Consider the following 20,421-nt stretch of genomic DNA (forward strand, 5'->3'; position numbering starts at 1 on the left):
TCAGTGCTCCTGATGCGGGTGGTGTTCCAACATGTCCTGGAAGATGGCACCGACCTCGGCACCGACCTTGATCCCGACCAGGATGTAGATCAGGGGGATGACCCCCGCGCTCACCAGCAACCCGGTGCTCGCGGCAGAGTGGGGCAGCACATTGCCGAGAAATGTCCCCGCGAGCACCAGCCCAATCAGCCCGAACAACACGAAGCCGCTTCCGGAGAAGGATTCCAGCACGGCGATCACGATCGGCGGCAACACGAATGAGGGATCAGCAAGCATGCGCAGCATGAACGCGGTGGCGATGATCACACCTCCCTGAAATCCACCACCCGGTGACAAGTGGCCATGCACGACCACATACACGCCGAACAATAAGAGCACCGGATAGATCAGACGGATGCCGTTGGCCAGAATCTCATTCGGCTGTGACAGCACACGCTCGGGCGGTGGGGCCGCCATGGTAGGGACAGGGGGGTTCCCCTCAGCGAGCCCTTCATCGAGCGAGCCAGGCCCCGTGTTGGTGCCAGTCCGTTCGGGTCGCGCTGAGAACAAGAGACCAATGCCCGTCGCAGCCAGAAACAGCACGGTGACCTCACCGAGGGTGTCGAAGCCGCGAAAGCTCACCACGACGGCGGTCACGGCGTTCGCCGCGCCGGTCTCCATGGTGCGCGCAAGCAGACCATCACCGACCGTCTCGGTGGCTGTCTGCCCGAGGGTCAAGAGGATGACCGCGACCTGGAGCAGGAACAACCAACCACACACGACCAACATGAGGCGCGCACTGATGCGCACGGGATGGGGGGCCGCTCGGCTCACGGGTGCGACTCTCCCCGCTGATCGCGCTGATCGCGCTGATCGTGGGATGGGTCCGCTGATTCATCACGGCCCATCTGCCGCAGCGCCATGAGCAACACGAAGGTGCCCGCGGCAACACCGATCGCGGCCTCGGTGAGAGCGACATCCGGCGCCTGGAGTAAAAAAAATTGTCCAACGGCGCCCAGACTCAACAACGACAGGCCAATGATGGCCTGTAGCAGGTCGGTTTGACGGACCGCGAAGAGTGCGCCACCGATCATCCAGACGAACAGGGTGAGGGCGATCAAGGCAGTCATCGCGAGACCTCGACGCCAACGGACGCGGACCCTGGTTCGACACCTCCGTGCGCGCCGACCCGCGTGGTGGCCTGCGCGGCGGGGGTGCCGATCTGATCGGCGTAGGCGTTGTACTTCATCGGGACGGTATCGGTTCCCGACTGCATGGCCGCACGGGCCAACACGGATGAACTCAACGGATTGGTGAGCAGCAGAAACACGGCCAACAGCGCCAATTTCAACGCCCATTCCGGCTGAATGAACCCCGCACCAACCAGGATCAACAAGGATCCGAGCGTGGTTGCCTTCGTCCCCGCGTGCATGCGGGTGAGGAAATCAGGCATTCTGATCAAACCCAATGCACTGATCCAGAAAAAGAACAAACCAGCGCCGATGAAGGCATAACCGAGAAGATTCACTCAGACCCCCTTGTCCAAAAAACGACCGAACAGGATCACGCCGGCGAACCCGACCAAGGCGAAGACCAGGGCGACGTCGAGGTAGATCACACGGCCATCGCGCAGCGCGACCAGCGTCAAGAGTGCGATCCCGAGAATGGTGAGCGCATCCACGGCCAAGACCCGGTTCACCGCATCTGGCCCTTTGAAAAAACGCCATAGAATCAAGAAGGATACAGGCAATAGCAACAATAGAAACAGCGTGATCATGGCCCACCTATTCCACAACATGCGCAACGAGCCTAATGAGTTCATCCTTTCATGTGTAGACTCAGAACACAATTGGAACCTCGCCAACCTGTTCTGCCGTGGCTTGACGCGCACCCCTGGGTCGGCAACCCTTGCGCGGTGACCCCTGCCTGGCCCCGGCGCGGCACGATTAACTCATTCCCTTTTGATCTGGTGGCATCCGGACAAGACGCTGGACATCGACTGACCGCTGATACCAAGGGGGCGATCTCATGATTCCCAGCGGACGTTGCCCAACACATCAGCACAGGGTGCCCGCATCATGCAACGCAAGAACCCGACGCGCTATCAGCGCTGCGAGCGGCGATTGGCCGAACAGGCCGCGACGAACTCCGACCCCTCGCCGGTCAGGAGCTGGGCTCATAATAGGTACATCAGCCCCGGGCGGATCCGAAGGTCGGCGGTGGCGGGTGAGTGGTTCCGGGTAATGGTGGTTTCGAGCGGGACCCGCTCGGATTCGTTCGCTTCATGGCGGATCGACCGTGGAGGCGTGTTCTGACTCGATCAGGATCATGCTTGTCCAAAATAGAGGTATTGGATGCAGTTCAGACGTCGTGCGAGTCATGGATTCCGGCCCTACTGCGGGCATGCCATCGCGCTCGGTTGCGCGGTTGGTCTGGCCCTCAGCCCGTTACAGGCTGCGGCTGAAACCTGGTGGCGGGGCGTGAAGGAGGGAGTGCACAGCGCCTACGAACGCGGTCGCTCCGTCTCGCTCGATGCCCTGGCGACCGGCGCTGATCTGGCGGCCCGGGGGATCGACAAAACGCTGCGCGTGGGCGAGGACACCGCGGCTTTTTTCATCCGCGAGGGCACCGTCGCGGAGCAACGTGCCGTCGTCGAAGACCTGGCATACACGGCACTCGATCAGCTCTTCGCAACGCATCCCGAGGCACGACGTTCGTTCGATCAGAGCGCTGGCTGGGCCGTATTTCATGTGCGCCAGATTGCGCTCGGCGCCACCGCTGGTTATGGGTATGGCCTGGCCATGCAGCGAGACGCAACCCACCCCATCTACATGAAGGCGGCAACCGGCGGGATCGGTTGGAGCTATGGTCTTGGTGGCTTCTCGGCCGATGTGGTGGTGCTGCTGGAGGACGACGCGGCGTTCGATCGGTTCATCACGCAAGGTTTCGAGGTATCCGCCGAGACGCGTGGAGCACTTGGGAGCGAGCAGGCGGACGCCACCAAACCCTTGAGTCGAGGGGTTTCCATCTATCGCATCACCTCCGCGGGACTGCGGGTCGAGGCCACCTTGTTTGGCACGCGCTTTTGGCCTGACGATGCGCTCAACGCGCCGGGAGTCGACTGATGCGGCTGCCGGGTCCACTGCCGATGGTGCGGACGGTCCTGTTGCGCCTCACGCTCTTCATCCTGCTCTGGTGGAGTTTGACTGATGGACAACCCGAGAGTTGGCCCCTGGGGGGCGTCTTCGTCCTCTTGGCGACTGGCTTGAGTCTGTCACTCTCGCGGCCGGTGCCCTGGTCGCTACTGGGCTTCGCACGGTTCGTTCCCTTCTTCCTCTGGCGATCCTGGCGGGGCGGTCTCGATGTGGCCTGGCGCGCCTGCGTGCCGCGGCTACCAATCGCACCCGGAATCATGGACTATCGCTTGCGACTCCCGCCGGGGCGATCGCGGATCTTCATGACCGCCGTCGTGAGTTTGTTACCCGGAACCCTCAGTGCCGAGATCGTACGCAACAACCTGATCGTCCACGTACTGGATCGGCATGCCGCGAACACCGCCGATCTCGCGGCATTGGAGTCGCGCGTCGCCGCCCTGTTCCGCCTGGCCTTGCATCCTCCATCGCAGACGCATCGGATGACATCATGAACCTGTTGTATCTTGGCCTCGCGGTGCTCCTGATCCTCACCCTTGCGGCAGGTCTATGGCGCATCCTGCGCGGCCCGACACCCGCCGATCGGATGTTAGCGGCGCAATTGTTCGGGACCACCGCCGTTGCGGTGTTGCTGTTGCTTGCCGAGGCATCGGGTCAAGGCGCGGTTCGTGATGTCGCCCTCGTCTTCGCCCTCCTCGCGGCCGTGACCATGGTTGCCTTCGTGCGCCGCAGTTGGACCCAAGATCCGGAGGACGAGCCCTATGGGGATCCCTGATGCCATCACGATCGCACTTTTGTTGCTTGGGGGGCTGTTCTTCCTTGCCGGGACCGTTGGGTTGTTGCGTTTCCCTGATGTCTATACGCGCCTCCATGCCCTGACCAAGGCGGACAACCTCGGCTTGGGCCTGGTCATCGCCGGGCTGGCAATCCAGGCCGAGACCTGGGCTGGGGTGGGCAAGCTGGTCCTGATCTGGCTCCTGGTCCTGGTTGCCTCCACCTTCGCCTGTCATCTGGTGGCACGCGCGGCATTGCGGCGTGGAATCTCCCCATGGATCTGATCGCACCCATGCAGTGGGCCATCGACGCCCTCTTGGCCCTCCTGCTGCTGTGGCTCGCCGGGCGCGCCTTGGCGAGCGCGGGATTGCTGGAGTCTGCCGTCTTGTTCGTCGGCTTCGGTCTCACCCTCGCACTGGTCTGGGTGCGGCTCGAGGCCCCGGATATTGCCTTGGCCGAGGCGGCGATCGGCGCGGGCTTGACGGGAGCCTTATTGCTGAATGCCATCGCCCGCTTGCGGCAGCTGGACCCATCGTCGCGAACCGCCGACCAAGGTGGCGCGAACGCGGCGGACCCGCGCGAGCCGCTGTCGACAGCACGCCAGGGTCGGATACACGCTGAGAAGCCCAGTCGGACACCTCATGGACAAGACTAAACGAGACCTGCGCACGGCCGGTGAAGAAGACCTGGATGCCCGTCAGGAGAGGAGCGTTCAGGGGTTGACACGGCTGGTCGTCGCAAGCCTCCTCGCCGTGGTCTTCGTGGGACTCGCGCTGGTCATCCTAGCGCTGCCCACCGAGGCGCCCGGGCTGGCCGATCAGGTCGACGCGGCGCTCGTGGACACCGGTGTCACCCACCCGGTCACCGCCGTACTGCTCGATTTCCGCGGCTATGACACCCTGCTCGAGATGGTCGTGCTCCTGCTCGCACTGGCCGGGGTCTGGTCCTTGGCCGAAGGGTCGCCACGAACGGATCACCGCCCCGGGGTCATGCTGGACCGGCTGACCCGTCTCTACGCGCCCTTGATGTTGATGATCGCGGGATACCTGCTCTGGGTTGGGAGCACGGCGCCGGGCGGAGCCTTCCAGGCCGGCGCCGTGCTCGGTGCCGCGGGGGTGGTGCTGACCTTGACTGGGTGGCGACTCCCGCGCCGTCTCGCGGGTTGGCCACTGCGACTGCTGCTGGTCTCGGGGGTCCTCGTTTTCATCGCTGCCGGGCTGGTCGGGCTCGGCTTCGACCGGGTCTGGCTGGACTATCCGCCGCCCTGGTCCGGGGCCTTGATCCTGCTCATCGAGACCGTCGCCAGTGTGGCAATCGGGGTGACCCTGGCCGCCCTATTCCTCGGCGGACACCCGGAACAAACGCCATGACCCCAGCGATCATCTATGCCCTCACAGGACTTGGGCTCTTTGTGCTCGGTCTCTATGCCTTGATCATGCGAGCCCACTTGCTGCGCAAGATCCTGGGGTTCAACGTGATGGGCAGCGGGGTCTTCCTGGTGCTGGCCGGGCTGGGACAGCGGACCCCCATGGGGGGACCTGATCCGGTGCCCCAAGCGATGGTGATCACCGGTATCGTCGTGGCGGTCGCCGCGACCGCGCTGGCGCTCAGCCTGATGCTGCGGGTGGTCGCGGCGACCGGGCGTGCGCGTCTTCCCGATCCTCACCACGACTGAATAGATGGAACCGAGCGCACTGGTCCGCGAGCTCTTCGCCTGGGCTCATGCTGATGCGGCTGGCTTGATGGCCAGCGTTTTGGCTCTGCCCGTTCTGGTGCCGCTGCTTGGGGCCTTGTTCGCCTTCGTGATGCGCCGCTGGGCGGCCGCGATTGGGCTTGTGACCCTGCTCGCACTTCTCGCTACCGTGCTGCTGCTGATCCCCTGGCTCCTGGGCGCCGGGGCGCAGGGATTGGCGGTCGGCGGTTGGGGGGCCCCGCTCGGGGTCGACCTCTACGCCGACGGGCTCAGTCTCGCCATGTTGTTGATGACCGCCGTGGTTGGATTGGGCATCAGCCTCTACGCGCACAGCTATTTTCGCGCGGACCCGATTCGCGAACAGGCCTTCTGGCCATTGTGGTTGCTGTTGCTCACCGCACTGAACGCGCTCTTCCTCTCTCGTGACCTCTTCAACCTCTATGTCACCTTGGAGATCCTGGGACTCTCAGCGGTCGCGCTCACGGCCCTCGCGGGCGGGGCGAAGGCGCTGGTTGGCGCCATGCGCTACCTCCTCGTGAGTCTGCTCGGATCGCTCGCCTATCTCTTGGGGATCGCCCTTCTCTATCATGCCTATGCGACGGTTGATCTCGCACTCCTCGCCGCGCGGATTGATGCGGCACCCGCAACTTGGGCGGCGCTCGCCCTCATGAGCGCCGGCCTCATCCTCAAGACCGCGCTCTTTCCCTTGCATTTCTGGCTGCCACCCGCCCATGCCAGCGCCGCGGCTCCAGTCAGTGCCGCACTCTCGGCCCTGGTCATCAAAGGGTCATACTACTTGCTGGTCCGCATCTGGTTGGAACTCGTCCAGGTCCAGTCCGACGGCGTCGCAACCTTCCTGGGCCTGCTCGGTGCCGGCGCGGTGCTCTGGGGCTCCATCCAAGCCCTGGTTCAGACCCGACTGAAGCTGCTGATCGCCTACTCGACCGTGGCCCAGATCGGCTATCTCTTTCTCGCCTTTCCATTGGCGGCCGGGACCGGAGGATTGGCTTGGAGCGGGGCGCTCTACTTGGCGCTCTCCCATGCCCTGGCCAAGGCAGCCATGTTCCTAGCCGCCGGCAATCTGCTGCGTTTCGGGGGACACGATCGCATCGCCGATCTCGACCGCGTGGTGCAACGCCTCCCCCTGAGCATGGCCGCGTTTGCGCTCGCGGGCGTGAGCATTATTGGGCTGCCACCGAGTGGTGGCTTCATCGGGAAATGGCTGTTGCTGGAGGCGGCCTTATCCACGGGACGCTGGGGGTGGGGCATCGTGATCATGTTGGGAGGCGTGCTGGCCGCGACCTATGTCTTCAAGGTGGTCGGCTTCGCCTTTACCCAAGCCGAGCATCCCCATCAGGCGCAGCGCGTCCCGGCCACGATGGAGTGGGTCGCCTTCGCGCTGGCGGTGGCGGCCGTCCTGCTTGGGTTTTTGGTGGCGCAACCCCTGATGCTGCTCGAGATCGGTGATCCATTCGCTGCCCACGTTGGAGGCATGGGACCATGAGTCTCGAGGCCTGGATTCCGCTCTTGGTCCTCTGCAGTTCGCTGCTGCCCGGCCTGATGATCTTCGGTCTGGATGAGTCTCGGGTGCGCCTGCGCACCACGCTGAATCTCGGCGGCGCCCTGACCAAGCTGGCCCTGGTCGGCGTGATGTTCTGGGGTGTCTCGCAAGGGATCGAGTATGAGGTCCGCATCTCCTTTCTGCCCGGGCTCGACTTAGCACTGCGCGCTGGACCGCTTGCGTTGCTGTTCCTGGTTCTGTCGAGCCTGCTCTGGCTGGTCACGACCATCTATGCCATCGGCTATCTCGAAGGCTCACCGCACCGCAGCCGTTTCTTCGGTTTCTTCAGTCTCTGCGTCACGGCCACGGTCGGTGTTGCCATGGCCGCCGACCTGCTGACCTTCCTCCTCTTCTACGAACTCTTAACGCTCGCCACCTACCCGCTGGTCGTGCATCGCGGGACCGAGGTCGCCCGCCGCGCCGGCCAGGTCTATCTGGCCTACACGATTGGCGGCGGGGCACTCATGCTGTTTGGCATCGTCTGGCTCTACACCCTCACCGGAACCCTGGAGTTCACGCCGCTCGGTTTCGTCTCGGAATTGGACCCAACAACGCATCCGGCGTTGATTCTCATCTTTATCTTTCTGATCACCGGTCTTGGCGTGAAGGCTGCGCTCGTCCCCTTACACGTGTGGCTCCCGATGGCCATGGTCGCACCCGCCCCGGTGAGCGCCTTGCTGCATGCCGTGGCGGTCGTGAAGGCCGGCGCCTTTGGCATCGTGCGGGTCGTCTATGAAGTCTTCGGGGTCGAGTTCTCGGCTGGTCTCGGGGTCACACTACCGTTGGCGGTCTTGGCCTCGATCACCATCCTCTACGGCTCGCTGCGCGCGCTCTTCCAGGATGATCTCAAACGCCGTCTCGCCTTCTCGACCGTCAGTCAGGTGTCCTACATCGTCCTCGGCGTCGCCATCGCCAGTCCCATCGCAACCGTTGGCGGCTTGGTGCATCTGATCCACCAGGGTCTGATGAAGATCACCCTCTTTTTCTGCGCCGGTAACCTCGCCGAGACCCTCGGGGTCCACAAGGTCAGCGAGATGAACGGGGCGGGGCAGCGCATGCCCTGGACCATGGTGGCCTTTACCGTTGGCGCCTTTGGCATGATCGGCGCTCCCCCAGTGGCCGGCTTCATCACCAAATGGTATCTCGGGCTCGGGGCGTTGGATGCTGGCCAGCACTGGGTGCTGCTTGTGCTGGCAACCAGCAGTCTCCTCAACGCCGCTTATTTTCTCCCGATCCTCCATGCTGCCTGGTTCCGTGAGCCACCGGCCCAATGGCCCGCCGAACGATCACTGGGGCGTGGCGAAACGTCGCGCGCGTTACTCTGGCCCCCCATCATCACGGCCGTGGCGGCCTTGCTCGCTGGACTCTTGGCGTCCCTGCCTTTCAGTCCGCTGGAGTGGGCGCGGTTCATCGCGGAACGGGAGTTCCGCCCACTTTGAACCCGCAGTTGTGGCATGACGTGCTCCTCCTTCCGCTGCTCTGGCCCCTGCTGCTCGCGTTGCTAATCGCGGTTGCCGGGTCCGGATCGCGCATCCAACGCTGGCTACCCACGGCGGCCGTGCCGGCCTTGATCGTCGCCGTGACCCTGCCACCAACCTCCCTGGACCTGCCCACGGTGTTACTGGGTGCCGGGTTGCGATTGGACCCCACCTCCCGACCGTTGCTGATCCTGACGGCATCGCTGTGGTTGGTCTCGACGGTCCTGCTGCAGCGGCGTCACCAGCCGCTCAGCCACCATGACCATCACCGGCGCGTGGCCGTACTCGCGCTGCTGGCAATGGGTGGCACCTTCGGTTTGGCCTTGGCCAACGATGGGATCGTCCTCTTTGCCGCTGGCACCCTGGCCGGCTATGCACTCTACGGATTGCTCCAACAGGGCACCGATCGCTGCGCACGGGCAGCGGGCCGGCGACTCGTGATTCTGCTCGTGCTGAGCGATCTGCTCGTGTTCGAGCTGCTGTTGATCTTGGCGCACGCAGTGGGTAGCACGGCGCTCGCGGCACTGCAGGACGCGATCAGGGCGAGCGCGAGCGCCAACGTCCTCTTCGGTCTCTTGCTGGTTGGATTCGGGGTCAAGGCCGGTGTCCTCGGCGCACATCTCTGGCTCGTCCCAGCGTTCAGATCCGCGTCCGACGCCGTCCAACTCATCCTCATCACCTACGTCGCTGCCGCGGGGCTTTTCGGCTGGCTCGCGCTCTTGCCTCTCGGTTCCATGCATTGGCCCAACCAAGGACTGGTGCTGATCGGGCTCGCCCTGGCCACCCTCTCCTATGCCGTCTTGCGTGCCATGCTGCGAACGGACCCGGGCGACGCCGCGAGCAGCCTCATCATGGCGCTATCCGCCCTGTGGTTGTGCGCGATCGGTCTCGCGATCCACGACCCGCAATCAGCACCACGTCTCACCGCGGACCTTCCCCTGTTCCTGCTGCACATCACACTTGCCTTCGCGGCGCTGTTGCTGCTGCGCAGCCGCGCGGAGCAACGCCAGTGCAAGGGCTGGCGCATGACGCTGACCGCACTGATGGCGCTTCTGGTGGCCCTTGCGGCATTGCCATTCCTACGTCTGGGACTGGACGTCGAGATCAAACTGGGCTGGGCATTGTGGTGGCCATCGCTGGGGGTCGCGCTCCTCGCCGGGCGCTCAGTGATGCAACCGCGTGCCGCGCAAGACCAAGAGCGCTCACTCACCCGCAGGTCCGGTCACTCGCGACAGCAGACCCTCGCCGGGATCGGCCTGGCCGCCGGCGCGGCGGCCGTTGCCGGGGCGGCGGCGCTGGGGATCGCACCAAACGCTGTCGGTCTGGCCTGGCGGCTCGTCCCCGCGTCACACTGGTCTCACACAGTCCTCGATCCGCTCACCCTCGTCGCCCTCATCAGCTTGGCCACGGCCTTCATTGGCGGTTGGGCCAGCGGCGGGAGGCGCGCACGCCGGCCCACGCGGCCCCAGGCGCGCTCCTGGTCTCGCACCGAAGGTACTGCCGCAACCGGTTTGCGCCTCCTCGGGCATCGTCTCGACCACCTTGCGCGCGCCACACTCCCGGCTTGGCGCGACGCGGCCTGGCACGGCGTCCACCGCCTGGTGGCCCAACGCAGCTGGCGGACCCGGTTGGCCTTCATCGAGGCCCGTCTGACACAGTGGGACGCGATCTTGACCATCCTCGTGCTGCTCGGTCTCGGGATCGCCTGGCTCGCACTCAGTCATTGAACAGGGGATACAGCGCACGAGCCCGAACCATGCTTGCCGCCCTTGACGAAAGGTTCTACCCTCTCCAGAACGACACAACCGCAAAGAGCACACCATGGATTTCGTCGCCGACAAAGATGCGGATCTGATCCCCTTCGTGTTGTCGCAGATCCTCGACACCTCGATCAACGGCATCACGCTCTCGGATCCAGACCAGGAAGATAATCCGATTGTCTACGCGAACGCGGCGTTCGAGTTGATTACCGGTTACGAACGCGAAGACATCATCGGTCACAACTGTCGCTTTCTCCATGGCGAGGACCGTGATCAAGTGGGCCTGACCAAGATCCGTGAAGCGATCCGCGAGCATCGCGACACCACGGTGACGCTGCGCAACTATCGCAAGGACGGCACCCTCTTCTACAACCGCTTGTCGATCCGGCCACTCTATGACCGGCAAGGCAAACTCATCTACTTCCTCGGGGTGCAGTACGACGTCACCGATCAGGTGCAAGCCCGCGAGGAGCTGGAGCGGTTGAAAGAGATGTTACGCATCGCGGATCGCGAGACGCGTTCATCTGAGCGCTGAGGTTCTCCACCGGTTCGACCGAACAGCCGCGCGCGAGCGGATTCGCGCCAGTCGCTCGAGTGAGCGGCGACGTGCGCGGCGTGACCCGTCTTGGATGGTCGGGCCCCATCTTCGGTCAGTCGACTTGCCCCCCATCGCCACCGAAATGGGCGGGGATGAGGGGCGAATGCCTGGACTTGCATCCGATCGACCCCGCGACTGCGCAGCACGCGCTTCTCAATGACCACCGCGAAGAAGGTTCGATGCGACACACGCTCGCTCGAGGGCTAACCGTGCCCTTTTTACGCGGTTCTCACCAGGGCGCTGATGGGCGAAGCACGGCGCCGCCGTGAAGGAATGTCAAAGAAAATGAAGCGCGATCGGGCTATAATGGAATGCGGACTGGAACCGAATTCCGATGTTGGTTGGTTCGGACAACCCCCGCGCAACCGCTCGCCGACCTGTTCTCCATCATTGTCAAGACGCGACTATCTTCGGTCAAATGGGTTGGTTGCACCGCTGTTTTCAGGACTCGCATCATGTCTCAGGTGACCGAAACCGAGCAACCACTCGGCGAACAGACTCACCCAGGCCAATTCAGCGGCTACGTGGTCGCAATTGGCGCCTCCGCGGGCGGCCTCGATGCCCTCGAGCGGTTCTTCCAGTCATTGCCGACCGACCTTGGCGCGGCCTATGTCGTGATCCAGCATCTCTCGCCGGATCATAAGAGCATGATGGCGAATCTGCTGAGCCGCCACACCGAGATGCCGGTCGTGACCGTGGAGCACGACATGCGGATCGTGCCCAACCGCGTTCATCTGATCCCACCGGCCAGCATGATGAGCGTCGCCGGTGACGCCCTGCGCCTGACGCCGAAGAACCCGCGCGGCCTCACGCTCCCGATCGACCTCTTCTTCGTCTCGCTAGCGAAGGAATTCGGCAAGCATGCGATCGGTGTGATCCTCTCCGGGACCGGTTCCGACGGCACCCGTGGCGCGGTTGCGATCAACGATGCCGGAGGCCTGCTGCTCGTTCAGGAGCCGGAATCGGCCAAGTTCGACGGCATGCCGCGCAGCGCCATTGCCACCGGACTCGTCGACGCCATCCTCCCACCGGACGAACTCGGACCCCGGATCGTCGAGCACATCCATCAGGTTCCCCGTCATCGCACCCCTCCCGACGGGCGCACCTCCGGCATGGATCGGGATGATGCCTTCGAGGAAGCGATGCACCTGCTTCAGCATCAGGGCGGCATCAACTTCCGCGAATACAAGCCGGCCACGGTGATGCGGCGGATCGAGCGTCGCATGCAAGTGCGTCACACCCCGGATCTCGCTAATTATGTCCGCCTGATCGACAACGATCGCAGTGAACTCGCGGTGTTACGGCGCGAGCTCTTGATTCCGGTCACCAGCTTCTTTCGTGATCCCGAGGCGTTCGAGATCCTCTCCCAGACCGTCGTGAAGACCATCGTCTCCGAGCGCTCCGAGAGTCAGCCCATCCGCGTCTGGGTCGCGGGCGTCTCCACCGGTGAGGAGGCCTATTCCCTCGCTATTCTCTTCGCCGAGGCCTTCGATCAGGCCAAACGGTGGCCGAACTTCAAACTCTTCGCCACCGATGTCGAACAGCAGAACGTTGAGGTGGGTGGTGCCGGGGTCTTCTCCGAGGCCATCACCGCGGAGCTCTCCCCCGAGCGTCTCGAACGATTCTTCTACAAACGCGGCAACCATTTCGTCATCAAGAATGAGATCCGACAAAGCATCGTCTTCGCTCGTCACAATCTCCTTGAAGACCCTCCGTTTACGCGGATGGATCTGGTCTCATGCCGCAATTTGTTGATTTACTTCAGAACGCAAGCCCAAGAACGCGCACTGCGGCGAATTCAGTATGCACTCGCCCCCGGCGGCTTCCTCTTTCTCGGCCCGAGCGAGACACTCGCGGATCTCCAGTCGGACTTCACCGCCGTCAGCTCGAAGCACAAGATCTACCGCATCCTGCGCCATGTCTCCTTGCCGTTGGATTTGAGCGGAACCCCCTTGGCACCGCAGTCCACGGCAGGGGCCAGCCGTCGTCTCGGACGGCGCAACCATCAGCTGGCCAGCGATGCGGCCGTGATCGACGCGGGTCAGTCCATCCTCCTGCGCAGCTATGCCCCGGCCAGCCTGCTGTTGAGTAGCCGCTTCGAGTTACTGCATGTCTTCGGTGAAGTCGGAGATTACCTGCGCATCGGCGAGGGGAATGCCACGCTGGAGGTCTCGAAGCTTCTTGCAGCGCCCCTTTCAGCCGTTGCACAAGCACTCCTGCACAAGGGGGTTCGCGGCGGCCCACCGCTGCGCTCCGACGTCCTGACACTCGAACGACCGAATGGCGACTCCACTCGGTTGCGCCTCGTCGTGCGCCCGCTGACCGTCATCCAGGGTGAAACGCACCTGATGTTGTCGTTCGAGCCCGAGCCCGAACAACCCCTGTCCGGCACGAGAGGCGACGATCCACTTGGGATCGAGACGATCAACCTCGATCGCGAAACGGCGCAGCGCGTCGAGACCCTGGAGCGCGAGCTCAATGCCACGCGCGAGAGCCTCCAGGCCACGATCGAGGAGCTTGAAACGGCGAACGAGGAACTCCAGGCCACCAACGAAGAGATGATGGCATCGAACGAGGAGCTGCAGAGCTCGAACGAGGAGCTGCAATCCGTCAACGAAGAACTCTATACCGTCAATGCCGAGAATCAGGAGAAGATCGAGATCCTGAATCGGCTCAATGCCGATCTGGACAGCATGGCGAAGGCGGCCGCGATCGCAACCGTCTTCGTCGATTCCGATCTGCGCTTGACACGCTTCACCCCGGAGGCAACCAGCCTGTTCAAGATCCGCAACAGCGATCTGGGTCGGCCGATCGATGATTTTGCCAATTTGCTCCAGTATCCGAACTTCATCGAGGAGTTGCACCACACCGTTGACAGCGGCGAGATGCTGCAGCGCGAGATCCAAGCGGCCAATGGGCGGGTCTATCTGGTGCGTGTCCTACCCTATGCCGTGCGTCCCGGTGATCCGCGAGGCGCGGTGGCCACCTTCATCGACATCACCACGCTCTACGATATCGAACGAATGCAAGCGGTACTGGACTCCCTGCCCGAACATGTCGCCGTCCTCGACTCCAATGGGGTGATCAGCTTGGTCAACCGAGCCTGGCGTGAGTTTGCCATCGCCAACGGCGATCCCGAACTCCGCTCCACCGGAGTGGGCACCAATTATCTCACCGTCTGCAACCTTGGCCCCGGCTGCGACAGCCCAGGCGCAACGACCGCGCTTGACGGGATTCGCTCCATCCTTGACGGGCGCCAGGAGACCTTCTCCATGGAGTACCCCTGTCATTCCGCAACCGAAAAGCGCTGGTTCGCCATGCATGTGGCTCCGATTCGCCACCCTGGCGGTGGCGCCATCGTGAGCCACATCAATATCAGCCAATGGTCCGATGCCGGCAATGACACCTGATCCGGGTGCCGTGGCGAGTGACTGCCCACATGGCAGCCGCCTCGCGTCGGATCCGGAGACCGCTGCTGTCCCGGACCAGGAGGTGCGTGCGCGTGCGCTCCTGGCACTGCAACAGGGGCATTTCGATCTCGCTGAGCGCTTGCTGGGCAGCGACGATCTGAGTCAGGCCGCATTGGTCGAGAGCTTGCGCATCTACCAGGCCGAACTCGAGATCCAGAACGAGGAACTCCAGCACAGCTACGAACGCGCCCAGTACGCGCTGGCTCGGTTCATGACCTTCTTCGACAGCCTGCCGATGCCCGAGTTGATCCTCGACACCCAGGGCATCGTGAAGGAAGCCAACAGCGAGGCGCGCCATCTGTTTGGACTGCGCGACACCGGCTATCACCGTCACTTCTTCATTCGCATGATCGCTGAGGAACACCGAGGTGTCGTCATCAGCGCCCTGTCCAAGATTCGTGTCGACGCCTCGATCCAACTGCGTGAGTTGCGATTTCGAACCCTGCATGAGGAGCCTTTCATCGGCGATCTGCATCTCACGGGCATGAAGCTCGAGGCGGAACACCATCTCAGTGTGCTCTGCGCCATCGTCGATCGAACCGCGGCCGTCCAGCAACGCAAGGCCCTGCAAGAGAGTCGCGAACGCTATCGGATCGTTGCCGAATTCAGTGCGGATTGGGAATATTGGATGGGGCCGGATGGCCACTATCGATTTATCTCACCGGCATGCGAGCGCTTGTCCGGCTATCCGCCCGCCGCCTTCATCGCCGATCCGGATTTATTCGAACGGCTGATCCATCCGGACGATCGCCCACTGTGGACAAGCCATCTGGCAGCCCATGTTTCGTGGATCCCCGGGCAATCGCTCGAACCAGAGCACATCGAATTCCGTGTTCACCATCAGGACGGACAGGAATTTTGGATCGAGCACACCTGTTCAGCGGTGTTCAGCGACACGGGAGACTATTTAGGTCGCCGGGGCGTGAATCGTGACATCACCGAGCTGCGGCGCTCTCGCGAACAACTGCATTTTCTCGCTCAGCACGATACCTTGACGGGGTTACCGAATCGCAATCTGTTCCAGGAGCGGCTTCAGCTGGCCATCCTCAGGGCAGCCCGGCATCTGTCCCAGGTCGCCTTGCTCTTTCTCGATCTCGACCGGTTCAAGCTCGTCAACGACACCTTAGGACACCTGATCGGTGATCAGATCCTCAAACAGGTGGCCGAGCGCCTCGCCGAGGCGGTCCGCGCGACCGATACCCTCGCACGTCTCGGCGGCGACGAGTTCGTCATCGTGTTCGAGGACGTCGATGGCGCACGCCATGTCACGAAGCTCGCGCAACGTCTGCTCGACCTGTTTCGCCCTGCCTTCGTCATCGAAGGGCGCGAGCTCTTCCTGAATCTCAGCATTGGGATCAGTCTCTATCCGAGTGATGGCATCGATGCCGAAACCCTGCTGCGTCATGCGGACATCGCCATGTATCGGGCCAAGGAAAATGGCCGCAACGGATTCAGTTTTTTTGAGCGAGCCATGTCCGAGAGGGCCATCGAGCGGCTTCGCCTCGAGCACGAGCTGCGCAAGGCACTCACCAATCATGAACTGCTCCTCGTCTATCAGCCACAGGTCAACCTGCACACTGGGCAACTCTGTGGGGTGGAGGTGCTGTGTCGCTGGCAACATCCGCGACTCGGACGACTGGCGCCGGCGCAGTTCCTCCCCATTGCCGAGGAGATTGGCCTGATCGATCAGCTCGACTGCTGGGTTCTTGAGCATGCCAGTCGGCAGCTATTGGACTGGGATCGCCTTGGTCTCCGCCTGCCTCGGCTCGCGGTCAACCTCTCGCTCCGCCAACTGAAGGATCAGGACGCCTTTGAGCAGATCACCCGGATCCTCGCACAGACCGGGCTCGCTTCGAACCGACTCGAGTTTGAATTGAGCGAGACCTCGATCATGAAGCACGCGCCGACCACGCTGGCGAATCTGCAACAGCTCTGTGACCTGGGGATCGGACTCGCGGTCGACGATTTCGGCACGGGATGCTCGTCACTCATCTGTATCAAACGACTGCCGATTCGGCGCCTCAAGATCGACCAGTCCTTTGTCGAGCGCTCGACCCACAGCGGGGACGATGCCGCCGTGGTCAGGGCGATCATTGGTCTGGCCCATAGTCTCGGACTCGCCGTGATGGCCGAGGGGGTCGAGACGCTTGAGCAAGCCAAGCTGCTGATCGACGAAGGCTGTGAAGAGGCGCAAGGCTATCTCTACGAGCGGGCGATCGGCGCGGAGGCGTTCGCCGCACGATTTCTTCCCGTGGACTCAAGCGGTCACTCAACGCCGGGGGAGCGACACGCCTGTTTGCCCATCAGCACACCCCAGCCAATGAAATGAAGAGGATCAGGCATGACGAATCCTGCAGACTTGAAGACCACAGCGCGACGCATCCGCATCGACCGCACCGCGGCAGCCGTCGTTCTCGCCACTCTCTTGCCGATCACGGTGGCCTTCGCCGAGCTTGAGGGCTATTACATCGAGACCCTCAACCGGACCTCCGGGATCCAGGATGAGGGAACCAGCGAGGATCTGACCAAGACCTACCTCGCGGGGGATAAAATGGCGGTCATCAACTCGGGGCCTGACGCCACCGACATGATCATGGACCCCAACGCCGGCATCATCACCTTCATTAACCATGCCGAGAAAGAGTATTTGGAAATCGACGTCAACGCGGTGATGGAAAGTCTTTCAGGACCCGCGGGTGAACAAATGCGTGCCATGATCGGCGATATGACCGTCACGGTCGAGGAGACCGATCAGCAGCGGCGCATCGGGGAGTGGGAGACTCGTCTCTATCGCGTGAACAAGAGCGGCATGATGGGGATCGAGCAGAATATCTGGGCCGCCGCGGATGTGGACATCGATGTCACCCGCTACACCGACATGATGAGTCTGTCCGGCCCGGGTGGCGTTCTTGCCAGCTCGCCCGCTGGCATTGCGCAGCGTGAAGAGATGAGCAAAATCAAAGGCTACCCAATTCTCACCGAAACTCAGCTCGACATGATGGGAACACAGATGACGACCGAAACCGAGGTTCAGGTGATCCGTTGGGAGTCGATCCCGGCTGAGATCTTTCGCGTCCCGGACGCCTACAGCGCGCGCGAGATGGGCATGATGGGGATGCCCACTGCCAGCGGCGCACATCCCTGATTCGCGGATCAGAGCAACCGCGGTCCTGGTGTTGTCAGTGCGATTCAGCATTTCACAGCACCAGCGGCGATGCCGAGAGGCTTCCGCATGCAGAGCTGCTGGCGCTCCTGGAGCCCTGTGGTTGCCACCTCGGCAATCGCGCTGTGCCGCGTCCTGCTTACGCGACACAGCGTCTCACTGCTCCGGGCAGGGTCAGCCGTTGCTCAACGCGCGCTCGCGTTCTTCCAGCTGCTCGAACAACTCCAAGACCCAAACGACACGCTCACCGATCTTCTGACCGCTCGCGCGACGCTCTTCTTGTGTGCGATGGTTCGAGTAGGCTACTGCTTCGACCAGGAAGCGTGTTTCCTCCAACGGCGGCGCCGCCTCGAATCGTGGTGACAGGACCGCGGTGCTGAGAATCGGCACCAGCAGTTGCACCTTACGGCGCCCAGGCACGACAGCGCGTTGGGCAACCGAGTTCAGCCCCTGGCGCTCAACCTGGCGTCCGATCTCGGCATAGAGATAGCGTGCGGCATTGATGCCAGCGCGACACCCCATGGGGAGCCCTGCGATGCCGGCGTCGGAGCGGTTGTAGAGGGTATCCGCGGTGCGGAGCAACCGTTCGATGACACTCGCGAGCGCCTCGTCGAAGACCGGATTTGCGAGCCAAGCCTCGGGGTCGATGCCGGCTTCCCGCATCCAGTCCATCGGTAGATAGAGTCGTCCATTGCGGGCATCCTCACCCACATCACGCGCGATGTTGGTCAACTGCATGGCGACGCCGAGATCACAGGCCCGCGCCACCAGCTGAGACGAGCGCGCGCCCATCAAGACCGCCATCATGGCCCCGACAGTCCCCGCGACACGGGCCGAGTAGTCGTAGACGCCAGAGAGATCCTCGAATCGACGCCCCTTCGCGTCCCACTCAAATCCCTCGAGTAAGGCTGACAGCAACGCCTTCGGCACCCCGAAGCGTTCGACGACGTCGGCGAGGGCGCGGTCGGTATAGACCTCGATCGGCTGCCCGTCATAGACGCGATCCAAGCGCTCACGCAATTCCGCAAGAGCCGCCTCCTGTGCGCCTGGAACGTCCGCGGCGCAATCGATGGCGTCGTCGGCAACACGACAGAAGGCATAGAGGGCGACAGCGGGATCGCGAATGCGCTGGGGCAACAGAAAGGAGGCTGCGTAGAATGAGCGCGAACCGGTTCGTAGCAGTTTGCGGCACGCGGCGAGATCAGCCTCGCGCGCTAGCGTGGAGTTAAGCATAGGTTGAGGCATCGGGTACCACCGTATCGAGGACACGGGCCGACGATAGGACACCAGGCACACCAGCGCCTGGATGCGTCCCCGCACCGACCAAGTAAAGGCCATTCACCTCTTCACTCGCGTTGTGCGGTCGAAACCACGCACTCTGCAAGAGGATGGGTTCGAGACTGAACCCGGCCCCGTTGTAGGACAGGAGCCTGTCCTGGAAATCCCGCGGCGTCGTGATGAGCGAGGCGACGACCTCGTCTTCCAACCCCGGCAGGACGGTTTCGCTTAAATAACGGGCAATCCGTGCCCGAAACGGCTCGGCTTCCTGCTCCCAGTCAATGTCACCCTGTAGGTGCGGAACCGGGGCTAGGACGTAGAAGGTATCGCAACCCTCCGGTGCCAAACCCGGATCCGTCGCCGTTGGGCGATGGAGATAGAGACTGAAATCATCGGCGAGACGCTTGTTCTTGAAGATGTCGTCCAGCAGGCCTTTGTAGCGTGGGCCGAGCAAGATCGTATGGTGGGCGACGTCCGGATATTGACGCTTGGTGCCGAAATACCACACGAAGAGCCCATTGGAGTATTGGGCGCGATCGATCTTTTGATCCGTCCAATGACGGCGATGCTCGGCGGGAACGAGATAGCGATAGGTCCAGGCGGCGTCGGCGTTGGACACCACGACCGGGGCGTCGATCGTCTCGCCGGACTTCAGGCGCACACCGGTCGCCGTGCCATCCTTCACCAGGATCTGCTCGACCTCTTCACGGTAGCGAATCGTCCCGCCTTGGCCTTCGATGAGGCTGACCATCCCGTTGACCAGCGCCCCCGTGCCGCCGATGGCCGAGTGCACGCCCCATTTACGCTCCAGGAAAGAGATGAGCGTGTAGATGGAGGTGACGGAGAAGGGATTGCCGCCGATCAGCAGCGGATGGAAGGACAGGACCTGGCGGATGTAGGGGTCTTTGATGTACTTCGAGACCATCGCATAAACGCTGCGATGGCTGCCGAGCGTGATCATGTCCGGCACGATCTTGAGCATGTCGGTCCAGGAGTTGAAGGGCACGTGCCCCAACTGCTCGAAACCGATCTTGAAGATCGCCTCGCTGTGTTCCATGAAACGATCGTAGCCGGCGACGTCGCGCGGCGAGAAAGTCGCGATCTGCGCCTTCACGGCATCCGCGTCGCCGTTGTAGTTGAACACCTTGCCGTCGTCGAAACGGATCCGGTAGAAGGGATCCATCAAGCGGATGTCGATCTCCTCGGAGAAGCGACGTCCGCACAGCCCCCACAGCTCGTCGAGCAGGAAGGGCGCGGTGATGATGGTCGGCCCGGCATCAAAGGTGAATCCATCGATCTTGTGGACGTAGGCACGCCCGCCAGGCGCGTCGAGACGCTCGAGCACGGTGACCTGATAGCCCCGAGCCCCCAAGCGAATGGCGGCAGCCAGTCCGCCGAAGCCGCTGCCAATGACGACTGCATGCGGTTTGGTGCGACCGGAATGCGGCTCGGTGACCTGCGATGCCACGAGTGTCAAGTTTGCGTTACCCGATAGTTTGTCAATGCCAGTTGACA

The 20,421-nt window shown here is 62.9% G+C and carries 20 protein-coding genes; 14 read left to right on the forward strand and 6 right to left on the reverse strand.

Translation table 11 applies throughout. The features are described from left to right. The 4 genes from mbhE to CKO25_RS16875 are packed head-to-tail and all read right to left on the reverse strand — an operon-like array spanning position 1 to position 1,756. A complete protein-coding gene (gene mbhE / locus CKO25_RS16860; RefSeq protein WP_338115159.1) occupies positions 1 to 813 on the reverse strand; it encodes a hydrogen gas-evolving membrane-bound hydrogenase subunit E in 813 nt (270 codons plus the stop codon). Further along, the gene (locus CKO25_RS16865; protein WP_200389119.1) at positions 810 to 1,109 is read right to left on the reverse strand and encodes a Na(+)/H(+) antiporter subunit B; all 300 of its coding nucleotides are present in this window, start codon (positions 1,107 to 1,109) and stop codon (positions 810 to 812) included. The genes mbhE and CKO25_RS16865 overlap by 4 nt, the downstream gene beginning before the upstream one ends. Next, positions 1,106 to 1,507, reverse strand: a complete 402-nt coding sequence (mnhG, locus tag CKO25_RS16870) for a monovalent cation/H(+) antiporter subunit G (RefSeq protein ID WP_200389120.1) — start codon at positions 1,505 to 1,507, stop codon at positions 1,106 to 1,108. The genes CKO25_RS16865 and mnhG (CKO25_RS16870) overlap by 4 nt, the downstream gene beginning before the upstream one ends. Then, entirely contained in the window at positions 1,508 to 1,756 is a 249-nt protein-coding gene (locus CKO25_RS16875) for an MrpF/PhaF family protein (RefSeq protein ID WP_200389121.1), read from the reverse strand. 577 nt (positions 1,757 to 2,333) lie between these two features. Between CKO25_RS16875 and CKO25_RS16880 the strand changes: the two genes are divergently transcribed. The 14 genes from CKO25_RS16880 to CKO25_RS16945 all read left to right on the forward strand — a co-directional run bounded on the left by CKO25_RS16880 (position 2,334) and on the right by CKO25_RS16945 (position 17,610). Continuing rightward, entirely contained in the window at positions 2,334 to 3,104 is a 771-nt protein-coding gene (locus CKO25_RS16880) for a lipid-binding SYLF domain-containing protein (RefSeq protein ID WP_200389122.1), read from the forward strand. Then, complete coding sequence (locus CKO25_RS16885; RefSeq protein ID WP_200389123.1) at positions 3,104 to 3,625, forward strand: Na+/H+ antiporter subunit E; 522 nt, start codon at positions 3,104 to 3,106, stop codon at positions 3,623 to 3,625. The genes CKO25_RS16880 and CKO25_RS16885 overlap by 1 nt, the downstream gene beginning before the upstream one ends. Continuing rightward, positions 3,622 to 3,906: an MrpF/PhaF family protein gene (locus CKO25_RS16890; RefSeq protein WP_200389124.1), complete on the forward strand. Its 285-nt coding sequence runs from the start codon at positions 3,622 to 3,624 to the stop codon at positions 3,904 to 3,906. The genes CKO25_RS16885 and CKO25_RS16890 overlap by 4 nt, the downstream gene beginning before the upstream one ends. Continuing rightward, positions 3,893 to 4,189, forward strand: coding sequence for a monovalent cation/H(+) antiporter subunit G (mnhG, locus tag CKO25_RS16895; RefSeq protein ID WP_200389125.1), 297 nt, complete (start codon positions 3,893 to 3,895; stop codon positions 4,187 to 4,189). Before CKO25_RS16890 ends, mnhG (CKO25_RS16895) begins: the two co-directional genes overlap by 14 nt. Beyond that, entirely contained in the window at positions 4,180 to 4,560 is a 381-nt protein-coding gene (locus CKO25_RS21995; protein ID WP_371829723.1) for a Na(+)/H(+) antiporter subunit B, read from the forward strand. The genes mnhG (CKO25_RS16895) and CKO25_RS21995 overlap by 10 nt, the downstream gene beginning before the upstream one ends. After that, positions 4,547 to 5,275, forward strand: coding sequence for an MnhB domain-containing protein (locus CKO25_RS16905; protein WP_200389126.1), 729 nt, complete (start codon positions 4,547 to 4,549; stop codon positions 5,273 to 5,275). The genes CKO25_RS21995 and CKO25_RS16905 overlap by 14 nt, the downstream gene beginning before the upstream one ends. Further along, a complete protein-coding gene (locus tag CKO25_RS16910; protein WP_200389127.1) occupies positions 5,272 to 5,580 on the forward strand; it encodes an NADH-quinone oxidoreductase subunit K in 309 nt (102 codons plus the stop codon). The genes CKO25_RS16905 and CKO25_RS16910 overlap by 4 nt, the downstream gene beginning before the upstream one ends. Before the next feature lie 4 nt (positions 5,581 to 5,584). Further along, the gene (locus CKO25_RS16915) at positions 5,585 to 7,102 is read left to right on the forward strand and encodes a complex I subunit 5 family protein (RefSeq protein WP_242467688.1); all 1,518 of its coding nucleotides are present in this window, start codon (positions 5,585 to 5,587) and stop codon (positions 7,100 to 7,102) included. Then, positions 7,099 to 8,598, forward strand: coding sequence for a complex I subunit 5 family protein (locus CKO25_RS16920; RefSeq protein WP_200389128.1), 1,500 nt, complete (start codon positions 7,099 to 7,101; stop codon positions 8,596 to 8,598). Before CKO25_RS16915 ends, CKO25_RS16920 begins: the two co-directional genes overlap by 4 nt. After that, positions 8,595 to 10,364, forward strand: coding sequence for a proton-conducting transporter transmembrane domain-containing protein (locus CKO25_RS16925; protein WP_200389129.1), 1,770 nt, complete (start codon positions 8,595 to 8,597; stop codon positions 10,362 to 10,364). Before CKO25_RS16920 ends, CKO25_RS16925 begins: the two co-directional genes overlap by 4 nt. 94 nt (positions 10,365 to 10,458) lie before the next feature. Then, positions 10,459 to 10,932, forward strand: coding sequence for a PAS domain-containing protein (locus tag CKO25_RS16930; protein WP_200389130.1), 474 nt, complete (start codon positions 10,459 to 10,461; stop codon positions 10,930 to 10,932). A 518-nt stretch (positions 10,933 to 11,450) separates the two neighbouring features. After that, positions 11,451 to 14,405, forward strand: a complete 2,955-nt coding sequence (locus tag CKO25_RS16935; RefSeq protein ID WP_200389131.1) for a chemotaxis protein CheB — start codon at positions 11,451 to 11,453, stop codon at positions 14,403 to 14,405. Then, positions 14,395 to 16,794, forward strand: a complete 2,400-nt coding sequence (locus CKO25_RS16940; RefSeq protein WP_200389132.1) for a putative bifunctional diguanylate cyclase/phosphodiesterase — start codon at positions 14,395 to 14,397, stop codon at positions 16,792 to 16,794. Before CKO25_RS16935 ends, CKO25_RS16940 begins: the two co-directional genes overlap by 11 nt. Positions 16,795 to 16,806: 12 nt before the next feature. After that, a complete protein-coding gene (locus tag CKO25_RS16945; protein WP_200389133.1) occupies positions 16,807 to 17,610 on the forward strand; it encodes a hypothetical protein in 804 nt (267 codons plus the stop codon). A gap of 192 nt (positions 17,611 to 17,802) precedes the next feature. Here the strand turns inward: CKO25_RS16945 and CKO25_RS16950 are convergent, their stop codons facing one another. Continuing rightward, positions 17,803 to 18,873 (reverse strand): phytoene/squalene synthase family protein, encoded by a 1,071-nt coding sequence (locus CKO25_RS16950; protein WP_200389134.1) that lies wholly within the window; start codon positions 18,871 to 18,873, stop codon positions 17,803 to 17,805. Then, the gene (locus CKO25_RS16955; RefSeq protein ID WP_200389135.1) at positions 18,854 to 20,383 is read right to left on the reverse strand and encodes a phytoene desaturase; all 1,530 of its coding nucleotides are present in this window, start codon (positions 20,381 to 20,383) and stop codon (positions 18,854 to 18,856) included. The genes CKO25_RS16950 and CKO25_RS16955 overlap by 20 nt, the downstream gene beginning before the upstream one ends. Positions 20,384 to 20,421: the final 38 nt, after the last annotated feature.

It is taken from the genome of Thiocapsa imhoffii (assembly GCF_016583985.1).
Classification (GTDB): Bacteria; Pseudomonadota; Gammaproteobacteria; order Chromatiales; family Chromatiaceae; genus Thiocapsa; species Thiocapsa imhoffii.